The 3,199-nt window shown below is 69.5% G+C and carries 3 protein-coding genes; 1 reads left to right on the plus strand and 2 read right to left on the minus strand.

Annotated elements, in window-relative coordinates; translation table 11 throughout:
• A partial coding sequence (lon, locus tag VJS38_RS18545; protein ID WP_324089633.1) for an endopeptidase La occupies nucleotides 1-1,711 on the plus strand: 1,711 nt, incomplete at its 5' end.
• A gap of 13 nt (nucleotides 1,712-1,724) precedes the next feature.
• On the opposite strand, the gene VJS38_RS18550 is transcribed toward lon, so the two are convergent.
• A complete protein-coding gene (locus tag VJS38_RS18550) occupies nucleotides 1,725-2,186 on the minus strand; it encodes a hypothetical protein (RefSeq protein ID WP_324089634.1) in 462 nt (153 codons plus the stop codon).
• A 104-nt stretch (nucleotides 2,187-2,290) separates the two neighbouring features.
• The coding region (locus VJS38_RS18555) for a UDP-glucuronic acid decarboxylase family protein (protein ID WP_324089635.1) at nucleotides 2,291-3,199 on the minus strand (909 nt) is incomplete at its 5' end.

Raw genomic sequence — 3,199 nt, forward strand, 5'->3', positions numbered from 1 at the left:
CGAGCAGATGGCCGCCATCCAGCGCGAGCTGGGCGAGGACAAGGAGGGCGCCGACCTCGACGAACTCAAGGCGGCGATCGACGCGGCCGGCATGCCCGAGGAGGTGGACGCCCAGGCGCGCAAGGAGCTGCGCCGGCTGGAACGCACCCCTGACGCCAGCGCCGAGTACGGCATGATCCGCGGCTATCTGGAGTGGTTGACGGAGCTTCCCTGGACCTTGCCCGAGCCCGCGCCGATCGACATCGAGGACGCGCGCAGGATCCTCGACGCCGACCACTACGGCCTGGACAAGATCAAGCAGCGGATCGTCGAGTACCTGGCGGTGCGCAAGCTGGCGCCGGAGGGCAAGGCGCCGATCCTCTGCTTCGTGGGCCCGCCCGGCGTCGGCAAGACCTCGCTCGGCCAGTCGATCGCCCGCGCCATGCAGCGCAAGTTCGTCCGCGTGAGCCTCGGCGGGGTGCACGACGAGGCCGAGATCCGCGGCCATCGGCGGACCTATGTCGGCGCCCTGCCCGGCGACATCATCCAGGCCATCCGCAAGGCCGGCAGCCGCGACTGCGTGATGATGCTGGACGAGATCGACAAGATGGGCGCCGGCGTCCACGGCGACCCGTCCGCGGCGATGCTGGAGGTCCTCGACCCCGAGCAGAACGCGACTTTCCGCGACAACTACCTGGCCGTGCCCTACGACCTGAGCCGGGTGGTGTTCATCGCCACCGCCAACATGCTGGACGGCGTCCCCGGCCCCTTGCGCGACCGGATGGAGATCATCCAGCTCGCCGGCTACACGACCCGCGAGAAACTGGAGATCGCCAAGCGCTATCTCGTGCGCAAGCAGCTCGAGGCCAACGGCCTGAAGCCCGCGCAGGTCGAGCTGGACGATGCGGCGATCCTGCGGGTGATCACCGACTACACCCGCGAGGCGGGAGTCCGCTGGCTGGAGCGCGAGATCGGCCGGCTCCTGCGCAACGCCGCGGTGCGGGTGGCCGCCGGCGAGAGCGGCCCGATCCGCATCGGCCCGGCCGAGGCCGCGACCATCCTCGGGCCCGCGCGCTTCGAGAACGAGATCGCCATGCGCACCAGCGTGCCGGGCGTGGCCACCGGGCTGGCCTGGACTCCGGTCGGCGGCGACATCCTGTTCATCGAGGCGACCCGCGTTCCGGGGCGCGGCGCGCTGATCCTCACCGGCCAGCTGGGCGAGGTGATGCGCGAGAGCGCCCAGGCGGCCATGAGCCTGGTGAAGAGCCGCGCGGGCGCGCTGGGGCTTGCGCCGGAGATGTTCGAGAAGCAGGACATCCACGTCCACGTGCCGGCGGGCGCCACGCCCAAGGACGGCCCGTCCGCAGGCGTGGCGATGTTCACCGCCCTCGCCTCCCTGCTCACCGACCGCAACGTGCGCAGCGACACCGCCATGACCGGCGAGATCAGCCTGCGCGGCCTGGTGCTTCCGGTGGGCGGGATCAAGGAAAAGGTGCTGGCCGCCGAGGCCGCGGGGCTGGCCCGGGTGATGCTGCCCGCCCGCAACCGCCGCGACTTCGACGACATCCCCGAGGAGACGCGCCAGAAGCTGGAGTTCATCTGGCTGGAGACCGTGGACGAGGCCATGGCCGCAGCCCTGGAGCCCATCGGCGACGGCGCCGCCGCCAAGGAAAGCGGCGGCGACGCCCGCCCCCTCGCCGCCCGCAGCTGGAACACGCCGACGGCGCATTAAGCTGGGAGGAGTTTCACCCCGTCGGCAGCATGGCCACGACCGCGTTGGTCCTGGCGTTGAAGCGGACGCCCTTCAGGTGGTCCTTCGGATAGTTGGCCCACTCGCCCTTGGCCTCGACCGGGGTCACCACCTGGGCGGCCGGGCTTTGCGGGGTGTAGCCGACGATGTCGACGTCGTAGATGCCGTCCGGCGGCGGAGCGGCGTTGATCCGCGGCGAGAACGACAGGTTATAGAAGCCGGCGGTCTCGGTCTTGCCGCTCGCCTTCAGCTTCAGGGCGCCGTCGGCCTTGCCGCGCTCGACGCTGCCGGCGTCCACCGAGAGGATCACCGCCTCGCCGGCGTAGAGCGGCGCCGGCCGCGAGAGCGACTTCTTGGGCGCCGGCGCGGCCGTCTCCGTCGCCTGGCTCTTCGACTGCTCGCAGGCGGCCAGTCCGAGGCACGCCGTAAGGCCCGCAACGATCAGGATCGTACGCAAGAATCAACCTCCCCGTTGTCTTTGTACGCGGAGGTTGCGCCCCTTGGGGTTGCGCGGCAATGGGTGGAACGACGTTTTTTGACGTGGACGTCAGTGCGTGGCGTTCAGGCCGCGTCGTGCCGCAGCAGCTCGTCGAAATAGGCGATCGTCCGGCGCAGGCCCTCTTCCAGGTGCACGGTCGGCTCCCAGCCGAGGACCGCCTTGGCCCTGTCGATGTTCGGCTGGCGCTGCTGGGGATCGTCCTGCGGCAGCGGCCGGTACTCGATCTTCGAGCTCGAACCGGTCAGCTCGACCACCTTCTCGGCCAGCGCGCGGATGGTGAACTCGCCGGGATTGCCGAGGTTGATCGGCCCGGTGACCTCGTCGCCGGTGGCCATTAGGCGCAGGAAGCCCTCGACGAGGTCGTCGACGAAGCAGAACGACCGCGTCTGCATCCCCTCGCCGTAGAGGGTGATCGGCTCGCCCCTCAGCGCCTGGACGATGAAGTTGGAGACCACCCGCCCGTCGTTCGGATGCATCCGCGGGCCGTAGGTGTTGAAGATCCGCGCCACCTTGATGCGCAGCCGGTGCTGGCGCCAGTAGTCGAAGAACAGCGTCTCGGCGCAACGCTTGCCCTCGTCGTAGCAGGAGCGGAAGCCGATCGGATTGACGTTGCCCCAGTATTCCTCCGGCTGCGGATGGACCGTGGGGTCGCCGTAGACCTCGCTGGTCGAGGCCTGGAAGATCTTCGCCTTCCGCCGCTTGGCCAGCCCCAGCATGTTGATCGCGCCGTGGACGGACGTCTTGGTCGTCTGCACCGGGTCGTACTGGTAGTGGATCGGGCTGGCCGGACAGGCCAGGTTGTAGATCTCGTCGACCTCCACGAACAGCGGGAAGGTCACGTCGTGGCGCATCAGCTCGAAATTGGTGTTGGCCAGCAGGTGGGCGACGTTGCGCCGGGCGCCGGTGTAGAAGTTGTCGACGCAGAGCACCTCGTGGCCCTGGTCGAGCAGGCGCTCGCAGAGGTGCGAGCC

It is taken from the genome of Phenylobacterium sp. (genome assembly GCF_035276905.1).
Lineage (GTDB): Bacteria > Pseudomonadota > Alphaproteobacteria > Caulobacterales > Caulobacteraceae > Phenylobacterium.